This window comes from Variovorax paradoxus (assembly GCF_040544635.1).
GTDB lineage: Bacteria > Pseudomonadota > Gammaproteobacteria > Burkholderiales > Burkholderiaceae_C > Variovorax > Variovorax paradoxus_R.
Window position 1 is genome coordinate 500203 of record NZ_JBEPKJ010000001.1, and the last position, 19702, is coordinate 519904.

Annotated in this window: 19 protein-coding genes and 1 tRNA gene; 8 read left to right on the forward strand and 12 right to left on the reverse strand. The window is 66.6% G+C overall.

The window, feature by feature from the left end; translation table 11 throughout:
* Positions 1-24 precede the first annotated feature (24 nt).
* The 3 genes from boxB (at position 25) to ABIC94_RS02480 (ending at position 3331) form a co-directional block, all read left to right on the forward strand.
* Positions 25-1452, forward strand: a complete 1428-nt coding sequence (gene boxB / locus ABIC94_RS02470) for a benzoyl-CoA 2,3-epoxidase subunit BoxB (protein ID WP_354371078.1) — start codon at positions 25-27, stop codon at positions 1450-1452.
* 135 nt (positions 1453-1587) lie between these two features.
* Entirely contained in the window at positions 1588-2877 is a 1290-nt protein-coding gene (gene boxA / locus ABIC94_RS02475) for a benzoyl-CoA 2,3-epoxidase subunit BoxA (protein WP_354371079.1), read from the forward strand.
* 10 nt (positions 2878-2887) lie between these two features.
* Positions 2888-3331, forward strand: a complete 444-nt coding sequence (locus tag ABIC94_RS02480) for a MaoC family dehydratase (protein WP_354371080.1) — start codon at positions 2888-2890, stop codon at positions 3329-3331.
* Between the two features lie 83 nt (positions 3332-3414).
* Here the strand turns inward: ABIC94_RS02480 and ABIC94_RS02485 are convergent, their stop codons facing one another.
* Positions 3415-3948 (reverse strand): adhesin, encoded by a 534-nt coding sequence (locus tag ABIC94_RS02485; RefSeq protein WP_354371081.1) that lies wholly within the window; start codon positions 3946-3948, stop codon positions 3415-3417.
* 285 nt (positions 3949-4233) lie between these two features.
* Between ABIC94_RS02485 and ABIC94_RS02490 the strand changes: the two genes are divergently transcribed.
* The 3 genes from ABIC94_RS02490 to ABIC94_RS02500 all read left to right on the forward strand — a co-directional run bounded on the left by ABIC94_RS02490 (position 4234) and on the right by ABIC94_RS02500 (position 5711).
* Positions 4234-4695 (forward strand): RrF2 family transcriptional regulator, encoded by a 462-nt coding sequence (locus ABIC94_RS02490; protein WP_354371082.1) that lies wholly within the window; start codon positions 4234-4236, stop codon positions 4693-4695.
* The gene (locus tag ABIC94_RS02495) at positions 4685-5587 is read left to right on the forward strand and encodes an NAD(P)/FAD-dependent oxidoreductase (RefSeq protein ID WP_354371083.1); all 903 of its coding nucleotides are present in this window, start codon (positions 4685-4687) and stop codon (positions 5585-5587) included. The genes ABIC94_RS02490 and ABIC94_RS02495 overlap by 11 nt, the downstream gene beginning before the upstream one ends.
* A gap of 48 nt (positions 5588-5635) precedes the next feature.
* Positions 5636-5711 (forward strand) — tRNA-Gly (locus tag ABIC94_RS02500).
* Positions 5712-5764: 53 nt separating this feature from the next.
* On the opposite strand, the gene fahA is transcribed toward ABIC94_RS02500, so the two are convergent.
* The 7 genes from fahA to ABIC94_RS02535 are packed head-to-tail and all read right to left on the reverse strand — an operon-like array spanning position 5765 to position 11956.
* A complete protein-coding gene (gene fahA / locus ABIC94_RS02505) occupies positions 5765-7087 on the reverse strand; it encodes a fumarylacetoacetase (protein ID WP_354371085.1) in 1323 nt (440 codons plus the stop codon).
* Between the two features lie 19 nt (positions 7088-7106).
* Entirely contained in the window at positions 7107-7913 is an 807-nt protein-coding gene (locus tag ABIC94_RS02510; RefSeq protein WP_354371086.1) for a cyclase family protein, read from the reverse strand.
* Positions 7914-7953: 40 nt separating this feature from the next.
* Positions 7954-8748 (reverse strand): ABC transporter permease, encoded by a 795-nt coding sequence (locus ABIC94_RS02515; RefSeq protein WP_354371087.1) that lies wholly within the window; start codon positions 8746-8748, stop codon positions 7954-7956.
* The gene (locus ABIC94_RS02520; protein ID WP_354371088.1) at positions 8745-9515 is read right to left on the reverse strand and encodes an ABC transporter permease; all 771 of its coding nucleotides are present in this window, start codon (positions 9513-9515) and stop codon (positions 8745-8747) included. The genes ABIC94_RS02515 and ABIC94_RS02520 overlap by 4 nt, the downstream gene beginning before the upstream one ends.
* Positions 9508-10290, reverse strand: coding sequence for an ABC transporter ATP-binding protein (locus ABIC94_RS02525; RefSeq protein WP_354371089.1), 783 nt, complete (start codon positions 10288-10290; stop codon positions 9508-9510). The genes ABIC94_RS02520 and ABIC94_RS02525 overlap by 8 nt, the downstream gene beginning before the upstream one ends.
* Positions 10287-11231 (reverse strand): ABC transporter substrate-binding protein, encoded by a 945-nt coding sequence (locus ABIC94_RS02530; RefSeq protein ID WP_354371090.1) that lies wholly within the window; start codon positions 11229-11231, stop codon positions 10287-10289. The genes ABIC94_RS02525 and ABIC94_RS02530 overlap by 4 nt, the downstream gene beginning before the upstream one ends.
* The gene (locus ABIC94_RS02535) at positions 11228-11956 is read right to left on the reverse strand and encodes a TetR family transcriptional regulator (protein WP_354371091.1); all 729 of its coding nucleotides are present in this window, start codon (positions 11954-11956) and stop codon (positions 11228-11230) included. The genes ABIC94_RS02530 and ABIC94_RS02535 overlap by 4 nt, the downstream gene beginning before the upstream one ends.
* 99 nt (positions 11957-12055) lie before the next feature.
* Here ABIC94_RS02535 and ABIC94_RS02540 point away from each other — a divergent pair, with 99 nt between their 5' ends.
* Positions 12056-14083: an acetoacetate--CoA ligase gene (locus tag ABIC94_RS02540; RefSeq protein ID WP_354371093.1), complete on the forward strand. Its 2028-nt coding sequence runs from the start codon at positions 12056-12058 to the stop codon at positions 14081-14083.
* On the opposite strand, the gene ABIC94_RS02545 is transcribed toward ABIC94_RS02540, so the two are convergent.
* The 4 genes from ABIC94_RS02545 to ABIC94_RS02560 all read right to left on the reverse strand — a co-directional run bounded on the left by ABIC94_RS02545 (position 14065) and on the right by ABIC94_RS02560 (position 18314).
* Positions 14065-15894 (reverse strand): adenylate/guanylate cyclase domain-containing protein, encoded by a 1830-nt coding sequence (locus ABIC94_RS02545; RefSeq protein WP_354371094.1) that lies wholly within the window; start codon positions 15892-15894, stop codon positions 14065-14067. The two genes, ABIC94_RS02540 and ABIC94_RS02545, sit on opposite strands and share 19 nt — an antisense overlap.
* 244 nt (positions 15895-16138) lie before the next feature.
* Positions 16139-16858 (reverse strand): 2OG-Fe(II) oxygenase, encoded by a 720-nt coding sequence (locus tag ABIC94_RS02550; RefSeq protein ID WP_354371096.1) that lies wholly within the window; start codon positions 16856-16858, stop codon positions 16139-16141.
* A gap of 75 nt (positions 16859-16933) precedes the next feature.
* A complete protein-coding gene (locus ABIC94_RS02555) occupies positions 16934-17338 on the reverse strand; it encodes a phage holin family protein (protein ID WP_354371097.1) in 405 nt (134 codons plus the stop codon).
* A 67-nt stretch (positions 17339-17405) separates the two neighbouring features.
* Positions 17406-18314: a LysR substrate-binding domain-containing protein gene (locus tag ABIC94_RS02560; RefSeq protein ID WP_354371099.1), complete on the reverse strand. Its 909-nt coding sequence runs from the start codon at positions 18312-18314 to the stop codon at positions 17406-17408.
* 185 nt (positions 18315-18499) lie between these two features.
* On the opposite strand from ABIC94_RS02560, the gene ABIC94_RS02565 reads away from it, so the two are divergent.
* Positions 18500-19699, forward strand: a complete 1200-nt coding sequence (locus tag ABIC94_RS02565; RefSeq protein ID WP_093435448.1) for an acyl-CoA dehydrogenase — start codon at positions 18500-18502, stop codon at positions 19697-19699.
* Positions 19700-19702 lie beyond the last annotated feature (3 nt).

The window sequence follows — 19702 nt, forward strand, 5'->3', positions numbered from 1 at the left end:
GTCCGCACAACCCAAGGAACAACGATGAGCACGATCAACTACAGCGAGAAGATCCCCAACAACGTCAACCTCGGCGAAGACCGCACGCTGCAGCGCGCGCTCGAAGGCTGGCAGCCCAACTTCATCAACTGGTGGGACGACGTGGGTCCGGATGGCTCGACCAACTACGACGTGTACCTGCGTACGGCCGTGAGCGTCGATCCGCAGGGCTGGGCGCAGTTCGGCCACGTGAAGATGCGCGACTACCGCTGGGGCATTTTTCTTAACCCGGGCGACGCCAACCGCGAGATCCACTTCGGCGACCACAAGGGCGAGAAGGCCTGGCAGGACGTGCCCGGCGAACACCGCGCCAACCTGCGCCGCATCATCGTGACGCAGGGCGACACCGAGCCTGCATCGGTCGAGCAGCAGCGCCACCTGGGCCTCACGGCGCCGAGCATGTACGACCTGCGCAACCTGTTCCAGATCAACGTGGAAGAAGGCCGCCACCTGTGGGCGATGGTCTACCTGCTGCACAAGCACTTCGGCCGCGACGGCCGCGAAGAAGCCGAGGCGCTTTTGCAGCGCACTTCGGGCGACGTGGACAACCCGCGCATCCTGGGTGCCTTCAACGAGCGCACGCCCGACTGGCTCGCGTTCTTCATGTTCACCTACTTCACCGACCGCGACGGCAAGTTCCAGCTCTCGGCCCTGGCCGAGAGCGCTTTCGATCCGCTCGCGCGCACCACGAAGTTCATGCTCACCGAAGAAGCGCACCACATGTTCGTGGGCGAAAGCGGCGTGTCGCGCGTCCTGGCGCGCACCGCGCAGGTCATGAACGAGCTGAAGACCGACGACGCGCAGAAAGTGCGCGCGGCCGGTGCCATCGACCTGGGCACCATCCAGCGCTACCTGAACTTCCACTACAGCGTGACCATCGACCTGTTCGGCGCCGACCAGTCGAGCAACGCCGCCATCTTCTACAGCTCGGGCCTGAAGGGCCGCTACGAAGAAGGCAAGCGAGGCGACGACCACGTCCTCAAGGGCCAGACCTACAAGGTGCTCGAGGTGAAGGACGGCCAGCTCCTCGAAAAGGACGTGCCGATGCTCAACGCGCTGAACGAAGTGCTGCGCGACGACTTCATCAAGGACTCGGTGGCCGGCGTCGGCCGCTGGAACAAGGTGCTCGAGAAGGCCGGCATTCCGACCCGCCTGGTGGTGCCGCACAAGGCATTCAACCGCCAGATCGGCGCGCTCGCCGGCATCAAGATGTCGCCCGAAGGCCGCGTGGTGAACGAGGTCGAATGGGCCGCGAAGAAGAACGAATGGCTGCCGAGCACCGAAGACTTTGCTTTCGTGGCATCGTTGATGGGGCGCGTGGTCGAGCCGGGCAAGTTCGCCGGCTGGATCTCGCCGCCGGTGATGGGTATCAACCGCCAGCCGGTGGATTTCGAATACGTGCGTTTCGGCTGATTGGTATTTGGGTATTGCTCCTTCCCCCTCTGGGGGAAGGCAGGGATGGGGGCAAGCGGCGTGACCACGACAAGCGCCGCGTGCCCCCACCCAACCCTCCCCCGGAAGGGGAGGGCTTCAGGTTAGGAGAACAACATGGACATGGCCGTTGAAGCCGGGGTCATCAAGCAGCACCTGATCGACCCCGAGATCTGCATCCGCTGCAACACTTGCGAGGCCACCTGCCCCGTCAACGCGATCACGCACGACGACAACAATTACGTCGTTCGCGCGGACATCTGCAATGGCTGCATGGCCTGCATCTCGCCATGCCCCACGGGCTCGATCGACAACTGGCGCACGATGCCGGTGGTGCGCGCCTACTCCATTGAAGAGCAGTTCACCTGGGAATCGCTGCCCGCGGAGCTCTCGCCCGAAGAGCTGGAAGCCGCTGGCGTAGCCGCCGACAGCAGCGACGAAGCCGCGCCGGCTGCCGCGCCCGCGCTGACGCAAGCGCAGGCCGCCGCCGAATCCGTCGAGCCGGTCTTCAATTCGGCCCAATATGGCGCTACCGTACCGCCCTGGTCGGCCGCGCACGCCTACACCAACCTCTTTCCGCCGAAGACGCCGACCACCGCCACCGTGGTCGGCAACTTCAACTGCACCGAGGCCGGTTTCGACAGCGAGACGCACCACATCGTGCTCGACTTCGGCGTGGTGCCGTTCCCGGTGCTCGAAGGCCAGTCGATCGGCATCGTTCCGCCGGGTGTCGATGCCATCGGCAAACGCCACCATGCGCGCCAGTACTCCGTGGCCAGCCCGCGCAACGGCGAGCGGCCCGGCTACAACAACGTGTCGCTCACTGTGAAACGCGTGACCGAAGACCACCAGGGCGACCCGGTGCGCGGCGTGTGCTCCAACTACGTCTGCGACCTGAAGGTGGGCGATACGGTGCAGGTGGTGGGGCCCTTCGGTTCCTCGTTCCTGATGCCGAACCACCCCAAGTCGCACATCGTGATGATCTGCACCGGCACCGGCAGCGCACCCATGCGCGCCATGACCGAATGGCGCCGGCGCCTGCGCAAGAGCGGCAAGTTCGAAGGCGGCAAGCTCATGCTGTTCTTCGGTGCGCGCACCCAGCAGGAGCTGCCGTACTTCGGCCCGCTGCAGTCGTTGCCCAAGGACTTCATCGACATCAACCTCGCGTTCTCGCGCACGCCGGGAAGCCCCAAGCGCTACGTGCAGGACCTGATGCGCGAGCGCGCCGCCGACCTGGCTGCGCTGCTGAAAGACGGTGCGAGCCACTTCTACGTGTGCGGCCTCAAGAGCATGGAAGAAGGCGTGGTGCTCGCATTGCGCGACGTCGCAAAGGAAGCCGGACTCGACTGGGACACCGTGGGTGCCGCATTGAAGCGCGAAGGCCGCTTGCACCTCGAAACGTACTAAGCTGCGGCGAATGCAGTTCGCCGACTTCCATGCGGGCCAGGCCATCGAGGCCGGGCCCTATGTCGTTTCCGAAGCCGAGCTGATCGGGTTTGCGCAAGCGTACGACCCGCAATGGTTTCACACCGATCCCGAGGCCGCAGCGGACAGCGCCTTTGGCGGACTCATCGCGAGCGGGTGGCACACCTGTTCCATCGCCATGCGTCTCGTGGTCGATGCCGCGCTCAGGGGCTCGGAGTCATTCGCATCGCCGGGGCTCGAGCATGTGCGCTGGCCTCATCCGGTGCGGCCAGGCGATGCCTTGCGGCTCGTGGCCGACGTCATCGAGGTGCGGCGCTCCGAGAAGCGGCCCACGCTCGGCATCTTGCGCTGGCGTTGGCGGCTCTTCAACCAGCGCGAGCTGATGGTGCTCGATGTGGAAGTGACGAGTCTTTTCAGGCTCGAAGCAACCGGCTGACGTTCCGTGAAAAAAAGCCCGCAACGCGCGAGCGCTGCGGGCTTCCGTGGCCGTTACTTGCGGGCCACTACAGCCGAAGTACCTTACTTCGTGAGGTCGACGGCGCCCGAGCCCTTGGCCTTGCCGCTGGCCTTGGCGCCCACGCCGGTGCCCGAAGGCTTCACCGCCCCGCCGGCCGAACCCACCGCACCCGTCGCGCTGTTCAGCGTGCCGCCGACCGTGTTGGTCACACCGCCCGCCGCATTGGTTGCGCCACCCACGGCGCCCGTGGCACCGCTCACAGCCCCGGTGGCACCGCCGACCGTGTTGGTCGCATTGCCCACGGCACCCGTTGCACCACCGACCACGCCCCCGACCGTGTTGCCCAGGCCGCCCGCTGCGCTGCCGGTGCCGCCGCTGGCATTGCCGTTGGCGGACGTACCGGCCGTTGCGGCGGTTCCTGCCCCTGCGCCTGCACTTCCCTGGGCCGGCGCGGTCTTGACCGCGCCCGACGTGTTGACATCGGCATTCACGCCTGCACCGACGCCTACGCCTTGTGCCTGTGCGAAGCCGCTCATTGCGAGCAGGCTTGCCAGCAAGGCGCCGACGATGATGGACTTGTGTTGTTGCTGCTTCATAGGTAACTTTTCCTTTCGAGTGAATGGTCGGATGACCAGAACCGGCTTTGGGCCAGTTCGGTCGCTACCGTGACCACGTCGGCCTATGTCGCCGTGTGCGAAGCAGCCGCTCGCTCGCGTGGGACACCTCCGTCGGCGAAAACAGGGGCTCGTGCGTTAGGCCGCGCATTCCGCTTCGTAAAACGGCGTGCAACAAATCAGCAGGCAGACGCACGACCGTTTTGCCGGTAGGGCCAATCGATCTCCTCTCCGGCGTCCGGAAAGTCATGCAACTAATAATGTTGCATGAAACGAGACAGCAAGCTTTCCGCAGTTCTTCACGTGCTGCTGCACATGGCCGAGATGGACGGGCCCGCCACGTCCGAATCGCTGGCCGTGGCGATGCACACCAATCCGGTCGTGGTGCGACGAGTCATGGCCGGCCTGCGCCAAGCGGGCTTCGTGAGCTCGGCCAAGGGCCATGGCGGCGGATGGGTGCTGTCGTGCTCGCTGGCCGCGGTCACGCTGGGCGACATCCACAACGCCGTCGGTTCGCCCGCGCTGCTGGCCATGGGCAACCGCACCGAAAGCCCCGGCTGCGTGGTCGAGCAGGCGGTGAATGCGGCGCTCGACGGCGCCTGCGAGGAAGCCGAGGCTTTGCTGCTCAAGCGTTTCAACAGCATCACGTTGGCCGATCTCTCGAAGGACTTTCATCGCCGCATGACGGGCGGCGGCTTCACTCACAAGGACATCGAACATGCGCTATGACGCTCTTGTCGTGGGCGGCAGTTTTGCCGGCCTCTCCGCTGCGATGCAGCTTGCCCGTGCGCGCAAGAAGGTGTGCGTGGTCGATGCGGGCGCGCCGCGCAATCGCTTTGCCGCCGCCTCGCACGGCTTCTTCGGCCAGGACGGCACGCCGCCGCTGAAGATGATTGCCGATGCGCGCGCCAAGGTGCTCGCGTACCCGAACGTCACCTTCATCGAGGGCAGCGTGGTGGGCGCCCACGCCGATGGAACTGACGGATTCACCGCGTCGCTGGGCGGCGGCCAGCAGCTGTCGGCGGGCAGGATCGTTCTGGCGTTCGGCGTGCAAGACGGCTTTCCGGACATCGCCGGCGTGCGCGAACGATGGGGCACCAGCGTGCTGCACTGCCCTTATTGCCACGGCTATGAATTCAGCGGCCGGCAATTGGGCATCCTGCTCGAGAGCCCGCACGCGCCAGAGCACGCGATGCTGATTGCAGAGTGGGGCCCAGCCACCTTGTTCCTGAACGGCAGCAACACGGTCGACGACGAAGTACGCACCAAGCTGCAGGCGCGCGGCGTGGCCATCGAGCCGGGGCGCATCGCGGCGCTGGAAGGGCCGGGGCAGGAGCTGTCCGCCGTGCGCCTCGAAGGCGGCCGCCTCGTGCCGCTCGATGCGCTGTTTCTGGCGCCTCGCACACGCCCGGGCAGCCCGCTGGCCGAACACCTGGGTTGCGCTTTCGACGATGGCCCGTTCGGCCCGATCATCCGCACCGACGCGATGAAGATGACCACTGTGCCCGGCGTGTTCGCCGCGGGCGACGCGGCCATGCTGATGCACAACGCCACGCTGGCGTCCGCCGACGGCGTGATGGCGGGGGTGTCGCTGCACAGGTCGTTGGTGTTCGAAACCTGACCCCGCCGAAACGGCCCCAAAATCCCTCTATAATTCGACTCCTGAAATGCGGGAATAGCTCAGTTGGTAGAGCGCAACCTTGCCAAGGTTGAGGTCGAGAGTTCGAGACTCTTTTCCCGCTCCACATTTCATGCAAAAGGCCACCTTACCGGTGGCCTTTTCTTTTGGAACGCGTGTTCAGCCCTTCGCCGGCAACACCGTCCCGCGGCTTTCGCCGAACCCGATGCGCGCATGCCCCGGCTTCTCGCACCAGCCGCGCAGCAGCACCGCATCGCCGTCTTCCAGAAAGCCGCGCTGTTCGCCGTTGGCCAGCGTGACCGGGCTTTGCGCGGCACGCGTCAGCTCGATGATGGCGCCGGCCTCGCCGGGCCCCGGCCCCGAGATGGTCCCGCTGCCGAACAGGTCGCCCGGGTTCAGGCTGCAGCCGCCCACGGTGTGGTGCGCGACCATCTGCGCGACGCTCCAGTATTGGTGCTTGAAGCTCGTGCGCGACAGGCGGGAAGGGCCGCTCTTGTCGCTCCGCGCCTTCCCGCTTTCGAGCCAGACCTCGAGCCGGATGTCGATGGCGCCGCTTTCGCGGTTCGCTTCGCTTTCCAGGTAGTCGAGCGGCTGGGGCTCGTTCGCGGGCCGCGTCCAGGCCTGGCGATACGGCGCCAGCGCTTCCATCGTCACGATCCACGGCGAGACGGTGGTCGCGAAGTTCTTTGCAAGAAAAGGCCCGAGCGGCGCCATTTCCCAGAACTGGATGTCGCGCGCCGACCAGTCGTTGAGCAGGCAGATGCCGAAGATGTGCTCTTCCGCATGCGCGAGCGGAATGGGCTCGCCGGCCGCATTGCCTTCGCCGATCCACACGCCCAGCTCGAGCTCGTAGTCGAGCCGCGCGCAGGCGTGGTACGTCGGCGCCTTGGCGCCCGGCGCCATCGTCTGCCCCATCGGGCGATGAAAGCGCTGGCCGCTCACGCCGATGGTCGACACGCGCCCGTGGTACGCCGTGGGAATCCAGCGGAAGTTGGGCGTCACGTCCCCATCGGGGTTCATCAGCCGGCTGATGTTGAGCGCGTGATCGATGGAGGTGTAGAAGTCGGTGTAGTCGCCGATGCGCGCGGGCACGGTGTATTCGACCTCGGCTTGCGGCACCAGGCATTCGCGCACGGCGCGCACTGTGGCTTCCGGCGCGTCGCCCCGCAGCAGGGCGAACACCGCGTGGCGCAGCGCCTGCCATGCGGCGCCGCCGAGCGCGAAGAAATCGTTCAGTGCCGGCAGCGCGGCGGCGCGGGCCGCATCGAGTGCGAGCCCGTCGAGCAACTGGCGCGCGGAAAGCGCCGCCATGTCGAGCACCTGGTCGCCAATGGCTATGCCGCCGCGAAACGGCTCCGGGCTGCCCATGCGGCGGAACATCGCGTACGGCAGGTTCTGGATCGGGAAGTCGGTTCCTGCGGCGTTGGCCGTGTCGATCCAGCTCCTGGCGCCGGCGTCGTGCGTGTGGTTGAGCGCAATCATGGGTCTCGGTGCCCCGGGTTCAGACCGACGCCATCAGCGCATCGTCGAAGATCGCGACCGCGCGCGTCCAGCCCGCCGATGCGCCGCGGATCTTGTGCGGAAAGCAGCTGATGAAGAAGCCCGTGGGCGGCAGCACCTCGAGGTTGTGCAGCTTCTCGATGTGGCAGTAGCCGATGTCACGCCCGGCCTTGTGGCCTTCCCAGATCAGCGAGGCGTCGTGCGTCTCGCCGTACTTCTTGGCGGTGTGCACAAAGGGCGCGTCCCAGCTCCATGCGTCGGTGCCCGTGAGGCGCACGCCGCGCTCCAGCAGGTACATGGTGGCTTCATAGCCCATGCCCGCGCCGGCCGACACGTAGTCGGGGTGGCCGTAGCGCGAACCCGCGCGCGTGTTCACCACCACGATCTCCAGCGGGCTCAGCGTGTGGCCGATGCGCTTGAGCTCGGCCTCCACGTCGTCGGCCGTGACCACATAGCCGTCGGCAAAGTGGCGGAAGTCGAGCTTCACGCCCGGCTGAAAGCACCATTCGAGCGGCACCTCGTGAATGGCAATGGCCGGCTTCTTCTCGCCCAGCGCCTTGTCCATGGTGGAGTGGAAGTGATAGGGCGCGTCGAGGTGCGTGCCGTTGTGCGTGGAAAGCTGCACCAGTTCCACGGCCCAGCCTTCGCCGTCGGGCAGGTCTTCCTTCTTCAAACCGGGGAAGAAGGGCTCGATCTGCTCGTAGGTCTGCTCGTGCGTGAAGTACTGGATCTTCGGCGCGAAGGCGGGCGGATCGGAGAGCACATCGTTTTCGAGAAAGATCGAGAGGTCGACGAACTTGCGTGGCATGGCGGGGCTCCTTGTGAGTATTGATGTTGGCGTGAAGGGTTCAGGGCTGCTGCCAGCGCAGCAGCCGCTTCTCGGCGAAAGCCAGCAGCGCGTTGCTCATGAAGCCGATGAGCCCGAGCAGCACGATGCCGGCGAAAAGGTCGCTGGCGCGAAACGCGCGCGCCGCGAGAAGAATGGCCTGGCCCAGCCCGCTTTGCGAAGCGATCATTTCGCCCACCACCGCGACGATGAGTGCAATGGTCAGTGCGAGCCGCATGCCGGCCAGGATGTCGGGCATGGCGTTGGGCAGGCCCATCTTCCAGATGTACGCGGCGCGCGACATCTGCAGGCAGCGTGCCACTTCCGACAAGCGCGGCTCCACCGCCGCGAAACCGTGCACCGTGGCCAGCAGCACCGGCCACATTGCGCCGAACGCCACCACGAACAGCACCATGCCGGGGTTCAGGCCGAAGATCGAAATGGCAAGCGGCAGCAGCGCCGACGCGGGCAGGGGGCGAATGAATTCGAGCGTCGGCTGCACCCACGCGCGCACCGCGGGCGACACGCCGATGGCCGCACCCAGCACCACCCCGAACAGCGAGGCCAGCAGCCAGCCCTGCACCATGCGGCCGACCGTGGCCTGCGTGAAGGCAAGCAGCTCGCCGTTGCCCGAACTGCCCGAGAGATTGAGCCCTTCGAGCAGGCTCGCGAAGGTGGCTTGCGGTGTCGGCAGGAACACGCGGCTCACCCAGCCCGCGTTGCTCGCAACCCACCAGAGCGCAATGAGCGCGCACAGCACGGCGAACGAACCGAGCCAGTTCATCATGCCAAGGCGGCGTTGGGCATTGCCGTTCATGGCTGCACCCCCATGCGCCGCGCGACCGCGCGCTGCAGCGCCACCATGCCCGCGTTGACCGCAAAGCCCACCACGCCGATCCAGCCGAGCCACGCGAGCATCAGCGCGGGGTCGAAGCTCTGCTGCGCGATCATCATCGCGTAGCCCATGCCGTTGGGGTTGGCCGCAATCTCCACCGTGACGGCCACCACCAGCGCCACCGCGACGCCGAGCCGCAGCGCGACGAACAGGCGCGGCACGATGGCCGGCAGCACGATCTTGAAGGCGCGCTCGCGCGCCGAGAGGCCGAGCACGCGGCTCACTTCGAGCAGCCGGGGCTCGATCTGCTGCACCGCCGATTGCACCAGCACCAGCAGCGGCCAGAAGGTGGCGAAGGCGACGATGGCCAACTCCATGCGCACGCCGAAGCCGAAGGTCAGCATGGCGAGCGGAATCAGCGCGACCGAGGGCACGGGCCGCAGCACTTCGATGGAAAGCGAACCGAGCTGCGCCGCGCGGTGCGAGAGTCCGAGCACCAGGCCGAGTGCGATGCCGAACACCGCGCCCAGCAGCAGGCCGAGCGCGGCCGTGCCGAGCGTGAAGCCCGTGGCCTGCCAGAGCGAACCATCGAGTGCCGCGCCCACGAAGGCCTTTGCTGCGGCACTCGGTGGCGCGAGCGCATCGCTGCCCAGTGCCGCCGCACGCCGCGCATACCACTCGAACGCGCCGATGAGCAACGCAGGAAATACCCACGGCCGCATCCAACGAAGCAGGCGGCTCTCAGTCATGGCCTTGCTCGATGAAGGCGAAAAGCTCGCGCCGCAGCCGCAGATACTCCGGATGCTCCTTGGTCGTGAGCTGGTCGCGCGGTCGCGGAATCTTCACGTCGATCATTCGCGCCAGGCTGGGCCGCCCCGATCCGGGGTTGGCTTGCAGCGCGATCACGCGGTCACCGAGGTAGATGGCTTCTTCCAGGTCGTGCGTGACGAACAGCACCGTCAGCCCGTCGTCGCGCACCAGCCGCGCCAGTTCGTCCTGCAGGCTCTGGCGCGTGAGCGCATCGAGCGCGCCGAAGGGTTCGTCCATCATCATCAGCTCGGGCTTCTGCGCCAGGCAGCGGGCAATCTGCGCCCGCTGCTGCATGCCGCCCGAAAGCTGCGCCGGAAATTTCTGCGCATGCTTCGCAAGGCCGACCTTGCCCAGCACGTCGGCGATGCGCGGCGCGCGCTCTGCAGCAGGCACGCCGGCCGCTTCGAGCGCCAGGCTCACGTTGCCTTCGACCGTGCGCCACGGCAGCAATGCACGGCCGTAGTCCTGGAACACGAACGCGACTTCGCGCGAAGGCTCGGTCATCTTCACGCCGTTGCGGCGCACTTCGCCGGCACTGGCGGTGACGAGGCCGCTGGCCGCGCGCAGCAGCGTCGTCTTGCCGCAGCCGCTCGGGCCGACGATGCAGACGAACTCGCCACGCGCCACATCGAACGAGGTGGGCGACAGAATCTCGCGCCCGCCGAGCCGGATCGCGACGCCGTCGAAGCGAAGGAAGTCGACGGCAGCGTTCACTTGGCGATCAACTTCGCGACGTCGATGGGGGTCTTCAGCATGTCCTGGTCCTTCATCAGGCCGACCCAGTAGCCCAGTTGCTTCTCGTTCACCGTGGCGCCTGGCGGCGAGATCTGGATCTTCGCGAGCACCTCGGGCGGCAGCTTGATGTACTTGCCGATGGCGGCGCGCACCTTGGCATCGTTCTTCGGCTGCTGCATGAAGGCCGCGGCCTCGACCAGAGATTCGCGGAACGCGCGCGCGGCGCCCGGGTTCTTTGCCACCCACTCGCGCTTGGCCGCATGCACGATGGTCTGGTTGTTCTCCGGCAGGAACGTGGAGTAATACGAAGCCACGTACCCCGCGCCGCTTTCGGTGATGCGGCTCATGAACGGGTCGGCCGACACCACCGCATCGACCGAGCCGCCGCGCAGCAGGTCGGCGTGCTGCGGGAACGAGGCCTCGACGAAGTTGACCTTGCGGTAGTCCACGCCGCTGTCCTTGAGCCAGGCCCGAAACGTCACGTGCAGAAACGCGCCGAGCCCGGGCACACCGATCTTCTTGCCCACGCAGTCCTGCGGCCCCTTGATGCCCGAGCCGGCGCGGGCCACCAGGCCGAAGCCCGTGATCGTCTTCGAGGTGAGCCCGCCGCCCGCGACCAGCACCAGGTCGAGCCCGCCGTCCACCGCCTGCAGAAACACCGAAGGCGTGGGCCCGCCGATCTGCAGCGAGTCGGACTGCAGCGCCGCGGGAATGGTGGAGTTGAGCGGAATGAACTTGAGCTCCACCTCGAGATTGCGCTTCTTGAAATAGCCCTCTTCGGCGGCCACGAAGACCGAGGCGAAGTCGGACACGGCGGTGTAGCCGAACACGATCTTCGGGTTCGGCTGCGCACGCGAAGGCAGGGCCGTGGCGGCCGATGCGGCGGCCAGCACCGACAGCAGGGTTCGTCGTTTCATCATGTCTTTTGTCTCCTGGGGGTGGTTTTCTTTTGCGAGGCCTTCGGTCGCGGCAGCGCGGCACGCAACCCGCCGACAATGAAATTCACGAGCATCGGCGCCACGGCCGGATCGCTGCGCTGGTTCTCTCCGCGCGAAAGCCGTTCGATGCGGCTGTCGTTCAGGTGGTGAAGCAGCGCACCGAGCGAGAACTGGTAGCCCCAGGCAGCCTGGCCGCGCGTGGCATGCGGCAGCGCGACATGCAGCGCGTCGATATACGCCTCGGCCAGCGGATCGAAGTAGCCGCGCAGCACGCGGTCGGCTTCCTCGGTGGCGTGATAGAGCTCGCGCGCCACCAGCAGCGCGTAGTACTCGCCCTCGGCGCTCGCGCGCAGCGCCAGCACCGGCCCGGTGAAGGCCTCGATGATGCGCGGCAGCGTGCGTGCGTCGTCGGGGTCGTTGTTCACCGCCTTGAGGCCTGCGAGCCGCTGCTCGATGGAGTGGCTCCAGTGCTCGAAGATGGCATGAAAGAGCTCGTGCTTCGGCCCGAAGTAGTAGCCCACCAGCGCCAGCGGCACGCCTGCTTCCTCGGCAATCTGGCGAATGGTGACCGCGTGATAGCCGTGCTGCGCAAAAAGCTTTTCCGCCGCCAGCAGGATCGCGTGGCGCCGGTCGGGCCGGGCCGCCTCGGCGTTGATGGCCGCGGCCCGGTGGGCGCTGCGTTTGACGGGCGGGGTACGGGCGTTCATCGAGCGTATTGAACGCTTGTACAAATCTGTTGAACACACGTACAAACCCTGAGGTCAACCCCGATTGAGCGGTACGGAATGCGGCATTACGCTCGAACCATGCCCGCCCCCAACATCCCCCAGATCCGCCTGTACCAGAACTGGCTGCGCGAGAAGCGCGGCCTGTCTTTCGACACCTACGACGCGCTGTGGCGCTGGTCCGTGACGGACCTCGACGCCTTCTGGCAAAGCATCTGGGACTACGCCGGCATGCAGTCGCCCACGCCGCACACCGCGGTGCTGGCCGATGCGCACATGCCCGGCGCCAGGTGGTTTCCGGGTGCGCAGGTCAACTACGCGCGCGAAGTGCTGCGCCATGCCGATGCGGCGCATGCGGCCGGCATGCCCGCCATCATCAGCGACAACGAACTGGGTGAAGTGCGCGAGATGTCATGGCCCGAACTGCGCCGCCAGGTTGCCTCGGTCGCGCTCACGCTGCGATCGCTCGGCGTGCAGCGCGGGGACCGCGTGGCCGCCTACATGCCCAACGTGCCCGAGACCATGGTGGCGTTTCTCGCGTGTTCGAGCATCGGCGCGGTGTGGAGCGTGTGCGCGCCCGACATGGGCACGGCCGCGGTGGTCGACCGCTTCCGCCAGATCGAACCCAAGCTGCTGATTGCCGCCGATGGCGTGCACTACGGCGCCAAGCCCATCGACCGCAGCGCCGTGGTGCAGGAACTGCGCGGCGCGTTGCCCACCGTGCAGAAGCTGCTGCTGCTCCGAACGCCGCATGCGGCGCAACAGCTCGCCGCCGATGCCGACTGGCAAAGCGCCATCGCGCGCAACGACGCCGAGGTGGCGGCCTTCGAGCCCGAGTGGCTGCCCTTCGATCATCCGATCTGGATCGTCTATTCGAGCGGCACCACCGGCCTGCCCAAGCCCATCGTGCACGGGCAGGGCGGCATCGTCATGACCATGTATGCCTGCGGCCTGCACAACGACGTCGGCGCGAGCTACGGCGGCAACAACTTCGGTGAGCGCTTTCACTGGTACAGCTCGACGGGCTGGGTCATGTGGAACTGCCAGCTCTCGGGCCTGGCCTTCGGCGCCACCATCGTCATCTACGACGGGCATCCGGCCGGCAGCAAGGAGAAGCCCGACTGGGCCGTGCTGTGGCGCTTCGCTGCGAAGCACCGCATCACCTTCTTCGGCGCCGGCGCGGCCTACTTCACCAACTGCATGAAGGCCGGCGTGGTCGCAGCCGAATGCGGCGATCTCTCACGCGTGCGCGCGCTCGGCAGCACCGGCTCGCCACTGTCGGAAGACGTGCAGCGCTGGGGCACGGCGCAACTGCTGGCCGCGGGCGCCGACAGCGTGTGGTGGTGCAATATCTCGGGCGGCACCGATTTTTGCGGCGCGTTCGTCGGTGGCAACCGCGAGCTGCCCGAAGTGCCCGGCCAGATGCAGTGTCGGCAGATCGGCCATTCGGTCGAGGCATGGAACGAAGACGGCAAGCCCGTCATCGGCGAAGTGGGCGAGCTGGTCTGCACCAAGGCCATTCCATCGATGCCGCTGTACTTCTGGGGCGACGAGGGCAATGCGCGCTACCTGTCGAGCTACTTCGAGCACGACTACCCCGGCAGAAATGGAAAACCTGCGGTTTGGCGCCACGGCGACTGGATCAAGATCGGCGAAGACGGCGGCTGCGTCATCTACGGCCGCAGCGACGCCACCATCAACCGCCAGGGCCTGCGCATGGGCACCAGCGAGATCTACAGCGCGGTCGAGGGGCTGCCCGAAGTGCTCGACTCGATGGTGGTCGACCTCGAATACCTCGGCCGCGAAAGCTACATGCCGCTGTTCGTGGTGCTGCGCCCCGGCGTGGCGCTCGACGACGCCATGCGCGCCAAGATCAACAACGCCATCAAGACTTCGCTCTCGCCGCGCTTTGCGCCCAACGACATCTTCCAGGTGGCCGAGATTCCGCGCACGCTCTCGGGCAAGAAGCAGGAGCTGCCGATCAAGAAGCTGCTGCTGGGCCAGCCGATTGAAAAAGTGGTCAACCGCGAAGCCATGGCCAACCCCGGCAGTCTCGACTGGTACGTGGCTTTTGCAGCACGGCGCGCCGCTCAGGCCAGCAACTCGTAAAGCACCATGCGCGTCTGCCGGCCGCGCAGCTCGGCTTGCTCCTCGATGCGGCGCGTAGGCAGCCGCCCGCCCAGCGCCTCGAACGTGGTTTCCGACACCAGGGTCTGCGTGCCCAGCTGTTTGTTGATGCCTTCGATGCGGCTCGCCACGTTGATCGCGTCGCCAAAGGCGGTGTAGGCCAGGCGGTCGTTCGACCCGAGCACGCCCGCGATCACCACGCCCGTGTGAATGCCGATGCGCGTGCGGAATTCGGGCAGCCCTTCGGCGCGCCATTTGCGATTGAGGGCGCTCATTTCGGCATGGAGCTGAAGGGCCGCCGTGCAGGCCTGGTACTCCGCGTCGTGCAGGTCCGCCGGTGCGCCCCACAGCACCATGATGCCGTCGCCGATGAACTTGTCGATCACGCCGCCGTGCTGTGCGAACACGCGCGCCGCAAGATTGAAGTAGTCGGTCAGCATGCCCACCATCACGTTGGCATCGAGCGATTCGGAGATGCGGGTAAAGCCCTCGACGTCGGTGAACATCACGGTAATGCGCCGCGGCGAACCGCTGGGCGCCAGCGCATGGCCTTCGGCGATGAGCCGGTTGATCACGTCCACCGGCACGAACTTGCTGAATGCCTTCAGGCTGCGCGCCGATTCGTCCAGCGCCTGGTCCAGGTGCTGGATCTCGAGCACCCGGCTCGGCTCGCGCGGCAGGTTGTCCAGTTCCAGCAAACCGATGCGCCGCGCGATGTGCGACAGGTTCTCGACCGGCGACGTCACCAGCTTCGAGAGCCTGAGCGAGAGGAGCAGCGTCGCAACCAGGAACAGCAGCGCCAGCAGCAGCCCCCACAGCACCGCGCGCCGCAGGCCGCCCAGCAGCATGTCTTCGGGAACCCAGCTGACCAGCTGCCACCCGGTGGACGGAATGCGCGAGGTCTGCACCAGGTAGCGCTTGCCTTCGAAGGCAATGGAAAAGCTGGTGTCGAGCAGGCCGGCCGCGAAGCCGTCGGCACCCATGTGCTCGTGCAGCGCGCCGAGCACGCCGCCCCTGGCCGGGGCCAGTTCGCGGACCACGCCCGGAACGTCGCTGCGCGCGAGCACCTGGTGCTCGGCACTCAGCAATGCACTGTTTCCCTGGCCGCTGCTGCTGCTGAAGAGGCGCACGAACTCGGACAGCCGCCCCAGCGACACGTCGCCTGCGACGACCATGGCCGCATCGCTGCCTTCGGCCAGGCCCGGCTTGCTGGGCAGCGCATAGGTCACGCCCAGCTCCTGCGCGGCGGCAAAAACGTAGGGCTGGGTCCAGATCGGGCCCTTGGCCCGGCGGGCCTGCATGTACCAACTGCGCTTCGTCGGGTCGTAGCTGCTGCGGTAAGCCTCGATGTGCGTCGTGCCGTAGCGTTGCCGCACGTCGCCGGGCGTGTTGGCGGCGGGCTTGTACTGCCATGTTTCAGTGGTGAAAGCCGGTCCGCGCGAAATCTGCCTTACGGCGAGCGCCGGGTAGCGCAACACCATCAGCATCTGACCGTCGTTGTTGGCCACGTAGGTGCTGTCGAGCTCCGGCGATTGCTGCAGCAGCGTCCACAAAAGCTCGGCGGTCTGGCCGGCGTTGTCACCCGCGGGACGCAGGTTGGGCGAGTCGCTGATGGCGCCCACCACCGATTCGGTCTTGGCGAGGAAGGCCAGCACCTTGTCTTCGGTGCGGTCGTGGTTTGCCTTGTGGGCCGACTGGCCGATGCTGGAGACCAGTTGCTGCGAGCCCCAGTAGCCCAGCGCCACCAGCAGCAGCGACTGGCTCAGGGCAACGGCGCTGACGACGGTGCCCACGTCCACCCTGAAGCGGCGCGGCTTGCGATACGGGCCCGTGGGCCCTGGCGGTGTTGGTGTTGTCTCCACAAAAGCAAAAGAGGACTGCGCCGTCGATGAATGCAGCGGTCATTTTGCGGTGGGTGCGTTAACAGGTGTCGGCGTAAGTGTGCATTGCGCTACTAACGCACAGAAGTTTTCGACCGAGGTGTGCAGAATTTCGCGGCCGCTGCAACACTTCAGCGGCGCAAGGGAACTATTCGGGTCAGCGTGCGTCGTGGAAAATGATGCCCAGCGTGTGCCGCCGCCCCGCGCGCACCCGGCTCACGCCGTGACGCATGGTGACGCGATAGGTGCCGCGCGTGCCCGCCACCGGCCGCTGGTTGACCGCGAAGATCACCGCCTCGCCCTGCGCGAGCGCCACCACCTCGGCGCGCGACTGCATGCGCGGCCGCTGCTCGGTGAGCACGAATTCGCCGCCCGTGAAGTCTTCGCCCGGCCGGCTCAGCAGCACCGTGAGCTGCAACGGAAACTGCAGGTCGCCGTACAGGTCCTGATGCAGGCAGTTGTAGTCGCCTTCGTCGTAGCGCAGCAGCAGCGGGGTGGGGCGCAGCTGGCCCGCCGCATGGCAGCGCGCGAGGTACGAGGCGTGGTCGGTCGGGTAGTCGGCCGGCTGGCCCATCGCCACGGCCCATGCGTTCGCGAGCGGCGCCAGGCGCTCGTAAAGCGCGCTGCGCCATGAGGCGATAGAGGGAGGCAGCGGGTTGGCGAAGTACTGGTACTCGCCCTGGCCGAAGCCGTGGCGCTGCATCACCACGCGGCTGCGGAAATGGCCGGCTTCGTCGTAGAGCGCGGCCAGTGCGCTGCATTCCTCGGGGCTGAACAGCACGTCTGTCGTGGCGCAGCCGCGCGTGGCGAGTTCGGTTTCGATGCGGGGCCAGTCGAGGGCGTCGACTTTTCTTGTTGGTGCGGGAGAGGTTTGCATGCCGTCAGTGTCCTTTCGGAGTGGCGGCAGCGCTCGCCGTTTCCGGACACGACTTCCGGCGTGCTTACCCCTGCCCTACAGCCACTTGCCACTGCCCGTGGGCATCTGGATGTTCGTCGCGGGGTCGCTGCCGCTCACCAGCGCGCCGATCGCAATGCTCAGCAGCGAAATGAAGATGCTTGCGAAGAATGCGGTCCAGAAGCCCGAGAGCTTGAACCCGCGCACCAGCGCGGCCACCAGCATGATCATCAGCGCGTTGATCACCAGCAAAAAGAGGCCGAAGGTCAGCAGCGTCAGCGGCAGCGTGAGCACGATCAGGAGCGGCTTGACCACGGCATTGGCCAGGCCGAGCAGCAGGGCCGAGATCACCAGTGCCGAAGTGCTCTCGAACTTGAGGCCGCGGAAGATCAGGCTTGCGACCCACAGCGACAGCGCTGTGATGGCCAAGTGCACGAGAAAGGGGGCGAGGTTGTTCAGCATGGTGTGAAAGGCGGAAGAGGTGGAAGACGGCCCGCCTGGTGGTTCAGGCCATCATATCGGCAGCGTCTCAGGATGAGTCGCGCCGTGCCTCGGTCAGCAGCCAGTCGCTGAAGAACTTGAGCAGCGGCCGCTGGTCGGCGCGTTCGGGCGTCACGAGGTAGTAGTTGCGCTCGCCCGACAGCGGCCGCGCGCAGGCCACCACCAGTTCGCCTCGGGCGAGCTCGTCGGCCACCAGCATGGTCGGCATAAGCGCCACGCCCAAGCCGTGCGAAGCGGCCGCGGCCAGGATGGAAAACAGCTCGTAGCGTGGGCCGCCGCGCGCGTTGGGCGCGTCGATCTGCTGTGCGTCGAACCATTGGCGCCAACCGTCGGGCCGCGTGCTCTGCTGCAGCAGCGGCATCTTCGCAATGGCTGCTGGCGCCACCGGCTTGCCGCGCGGCAGAAGCGACGGGCTGCATACCGGCACCACGTCTTCGTGCATCAGCAGCAGCGCATGCGTGCCGGCCCAGTTCTCGACCTGCGCGGGCGTGCCGGCGTACAGCGCGGCGTCGAATTCCGCATCGGCAAAAAGAAAAGGCCGGGTGCGGGTCTCGATGTGCACCACCACGTCGGGCTGCAGTGCCGCAAAGCCCTTCAGGCGCGGCATCAGCCAGCGGGTGGCAAAGGTGGGCACGGCCGCCAGCGAGAGCGAGCCGCCTTCGCCCTGGTGCGCCATGGCGTCGAGCGTGTCGCGCTCCATGGCCTCGAGCCGCTTGGTGATCTGCCGCGCATAGGCCGCGCCGCTCGCCGTGAGCGCCACGCCGTGGCGGGTGCGGCGGAACAGCGCCACGCCCAAAAAGGCTTCGAGCGTGCCGATCTGGCGCGACACCGCGCTTTGCGTGAGCGCGAGTTCCTGCGCGGCGCGGGTGTAGCTCTCGTGGCGCGCGGCGGCGTCGAAGCACACGAGGGTCTGCAGGGGCGGGATCTTGCGGCGCATGTATGCCGGGAGTGTATGACTGGAAACGCCTGCTTATCAATGAAAAGGCCCTGCCAACATCTTGCAAGACATTCTTCATCCGCATATCTGGGTGAGGATTCATCGTTTGCGCCCGGCCCCTCGCGTGGCTAGGATCGACCCATTCCCCCTCTTTTCTCTTTTTTCCCCTATTCCGGAGACAGCACATGGCCGCCAAAGCGCAATTCCACTGGGACGATCCTCTTCTTCTCGACCAGCAACTGACCGACGAAGAACGCATGATCCGCGACGCGGCCAATGCCTACTGCCAGGAGCGCCTGGCGCCCCGCGTCATCGAGGGCTTTCGCAGCGGTGAAACCGACCCCGCCATCTTTCGCGAAATGGGCGCGCTCGGCCTGCTCGGCCCCACGATTCCGGAACAGTACGGCGGCCCCGGACTCAACTACGTGGCCTACGGCCTGATCGCCCGCGAAGTGGAGCGCGTCGACTCGGGCTACCGCTCGATGGCCAGCGTGCAGAGTTCGCTGGTGATGGTGCCCATCTTCGAATTCGGCACCGAGGCGCAAAAGCAGAAGTTCCTGCCCAAGCTCGCCACCGGCGAATGGATCGGCTGCTTCGGCCTGACCGAACCCGACCACGGCTCCGACCCCGGCAGCATGGTCACCCGCGCCAAGAAGGTGCCGGGCGGCTACTCGCTCAGCGGCGCGAAGATGTGGATCAGCAACTCGCCCATCGCCGATGTGTTCGTGGTGTGGGCCAAGGAAGTCAGCGAAAGCGGCACGGTCGGCCCGATCCGCGGCTTCGTGCTCGAGAAGGGCATGAAGGGCCTCTCGGCCCCCGCAATCCACGGCAAGGTCGGCCTGCGCGCCAGCATCACCGGCGAGATCGTGATGGACGGCGTGTTCTGCCCCGAAGAAAACGCGTTCCCCGAAGTGCAGGGCCTGAAGGGCCCCTTCACCTGCCTGAACAGCGCACGCTACGGCATCTCCTGGGGCGCACTCGGTGCCGCCGAAGACTGCTGGCACCGCGCCCGCCAGTACACGCTCGACCGCAAGCAGTTCGGCCGCCCGCTCGCAGCCAACCAGCTCATCCAGAAGAAGCTGGCCGACATGCAGACCGAAATCACGCTGGGCCTGCAAGGCAGCCTGCGCCTGGGCCGCATGAAGGACGAGGGCACCGCCTCGGTCGAGATCACCTCGATCATGAAGCGCAACAACTGCGGCAAGGCGCTCGACATTGCCCGCCTGGCGCGCGACATGATGGGCGGCAACGGCATCAGCGACGAATTCGGCGTGGCCCGCCACCTGGTGAACCTCGAAGTGGTGAACACCTACGAAGGCACGCACGACATCCACGCGCTGATCCTGGGCCGCGCCATCACGGGCATTGCAGCCTTCGCGAACTAAGCA

What these genes read in the sequence shown, in the direction of transcription:
- ABIC94_RS02490 (WP_354371082.1), top strand. Translation starts at nt 4,234, where the DNA reads ATGAAACGAGACAGCAAGCTTTCCGCAGTTCTTCACGTGCTGCTGCAC.
- boxB (WP_354371078.1), top strand. Translation starts at nt 25, where the DNA reads ATGAGCACGATCAACTACAGCGAGAAGATCCCCAACAACGTCAACCTC.
- ABIC94_RS02510 (WP_354371086.1), bottom strand. Translation starts at nt 7,913, where the DNA reads ATGCCACGCAAGTTCGTCGACCTCTCGATCTTTCTCGAAAACGATGTG.
- fahA (WP_354371085.1), bottom strand. Translation starts at nt 7,087, where the DNA reads ATGATTGCGCTCAACCACACGCACGACGCCGGCGCCAGGAGCTGGATC.
- ABIC94_RS02550 (WP_354371096.1), bottom strand. Translation starts at nt 16,858, where the DNA reads ATGCAAACCTCTCCCGCACCAACAAGAAAAGTCGACGCCCTCGACTGG.
- ABIC94_RS02560 (WP_354371099.1), bottom strand. Translation starts at nt 18,314, where the DNA reads ATGCGCCGCAAGATCCCGCCCCTGCAGACCCTCGTGTGCTTCGACGCC.
- ABIC94_RS02480 (WP_354371080.1), top strand. Translation starts at nt 2,888, where the DNA reads ATGCAGTTCGCCGACTTCCATGCGGGCCAGGCCATCGAGGCCGGGCCC.
- ABIC94_RS02495 (WP_354371083.1), top strand. Translation starts at nt 4,685, where the DNA reads ATGCGCTATGACGCTCTTGTCGTGGGCGGCAGTTTTGCCGGCCTCTCC.
- boxA (WP_354371079.1), top strand. Translation starts at nt 1,588, where the DNA reads ATGGACATGGCCGTTGAAGCCGGGGTCATCAAGCAGCACCTGATCGAC.
- ABIC94_RS02515 (WP_354371087.1), bottom strand. Translation starts at nt 8,748, where the DNA reads ATGAACGGCAATGCCCAACGCCGCCTTGGCATGATGAACTGGCTCGGT.
- ABIC94_RS02540 (WP_354371093.1), top strand. Translation starts at nt 12,056, where the DNA reads ATGCCCGCCCCCAACATCCCCCAGATCCGCCTGTACCAGAACTGGCTG.
- ABIC94_RS02485 (WP_354371081.1), bottom strand. Translation starts at nt 3,948, where the DNA reads ATGAAGCAGCAACAACACAAGTCCATCATCGTCGGCGCCTTGCTGGCA.
- ABIC94_RS02555 (WP_354371097.1), bottom strand. Translation starts at nt 17,338, where the DNA reads ATGCTGAACAACCTCGCCCCCTTTCTCGTGCACTTGGCCATCACAGCG.
- ABIC94_RS02565 (WP_093435448.1), top strand. Translation starts at nt 18,500, where the DNA reads ATGGCCGCCAAAGCGCAATTCCACTGGGACGATCCTCTTCTTCTCGAC.
- ABIC94_RS02520 (WP_354371088.1), bottom strand. Translation starts at nt 9,515, where the DNA reads ATGACTGAGAGCCGCCTGCTTCGTTGGATGCGGCCGTGGGTATTTCCT.
- ABIC94_RS02530 (WP_354371090.1), bottom strand. Translation starts at nt 11,231, where the DNA reads ATGATGAAACGACGAACCCTGCTGTCGGTGCTGGCCGCCGCATCGGCC.
- ABIC94_RS02535 (WP_354371091.1), bottom strand. Translation starts at nt 11,956, where the DNA reads ATGAACGCCCGTACCCCGCCCGTCAAACGCAGCGCCCACCGGGCCGCG.